The 1,155-nt window shown below is 71.9% G+C and carries 1 protein-coding gene; it reads left to right on the top strand.

Going from position 1 to position 1,155, the window contains the following annotated elements; genetic code table 11:
• A partial coding sequence (locus L979_RS15980) for a copper resistance D family protein (RefSeq protein ID WP_047692495.1) occupies nucleotides 1-1,155 on the top strand: 1,155 nt, incomplete at both ends.

Genomic DNA, 1,155 nt, shown 5'->3' with positions numbered 1-1,155 from the left:
GGCGCGCCATGGCTGCCGTCTACATCGGTATCGGGGTGGGGACCTTGGCCGTGCTGTGGGTGGCCCTGGGATCCTCCGGGGCCACCGCGCCCCGGGAAGTGCTCGATCCCGGGGTCCTGGTGCGCTGGGGGTTGCCGCTGGCCACGACCGTGCATCACCTGGCCATGGGCATCACCTGGGCCGGGCTGGTCTTCGCCACCACCGTGGTGCCCCGGTCCACTCCGGTCCCCGGAGCGGGACAGACCAGGGCCGAGCACCCGGCCTTCGCCCGGGCCATGACGGTGGCTGCGGCCGCGGCCGCGGTGTGGACCCTGGCGGCGGTGGCGATCATCGTGCTCAGCTACGCCGACACCATCGGGGCTCCCGTGTCCGGCTCGGCCGAGTTCACCGGGCAACTGGGTTACTACGTGACCCGCCTGATCCCCGGCCAAGCATGGGCCGTCACCGCGGTGGCCGCGGCACTGACCACCACCCTGGCCGTGCTCGTTCGTTCCCCGGCGGCGGTGGCCGCCACCGCCCTGGTGGCCCTGGCCGCCGTCATCCCGCTGTCCCAACTGGGACACGTGGCCGGGGTCGATGATCACAACGGGGCCGTCAATGCTCTGGCCCTGCACCTGCTCGGTGCCGGGATCTGGACCGGCGGGATCATCGTGCTCGCCCTGCTCGCCCCGCTGCTGACCGCCCCCGCCACCGGCCACGGGTCAGCCCGGACCGTGCTGGAACGCTTCTCGGCCCTGGCCGGGGTGGCTTTCGTCCTGGTGGCTGTCTCGGGAGTCATCAACACCGTCTACCGGATCGGTGGCTGGGACGGGCTGGACTCCGGCTACGGGGCGCTGGTGATCGCCAAGACGATCGCCACCGTGGCCCTGGGCGTGCTGGGGTACCTGAACCGCCGGGCGATCACCGCCGGCACCCCGACGCTAGGCCGGGTGTGGCGGCTGATCACCGTGGAGGTCTTCATCCTCTGCGCCGTGATGGCCCTGGGCGTGGCCCTGGCACGCACCCCCACCCCGGTGCCTCTGGAGAGACAACCTGACATCACCCCCGCGGAGATCCTCACCGGCTACCTCCTGCCCCCGCCCCTGAGCTTCTCCGGTTGGTTCACCCAGTGGCGCGTCGACTGGCTGTGGATCGCCGTGGCGATCCTCGCGGCTT

The sequence above is a fragment of the Kocuria sp. ZOR0020 genome (assembly GCF_000800955.1).
GTDB lineage: Bacteria > Actinomycetota > Actinomycetes > Actinomycetales > Micrococcaceae > Kocuria > Kocuria subflava.
Note: the sequence above shows the minus strand (reverse complement) of the source record. Positions and strands in the feature narration are given on the sequence as shown.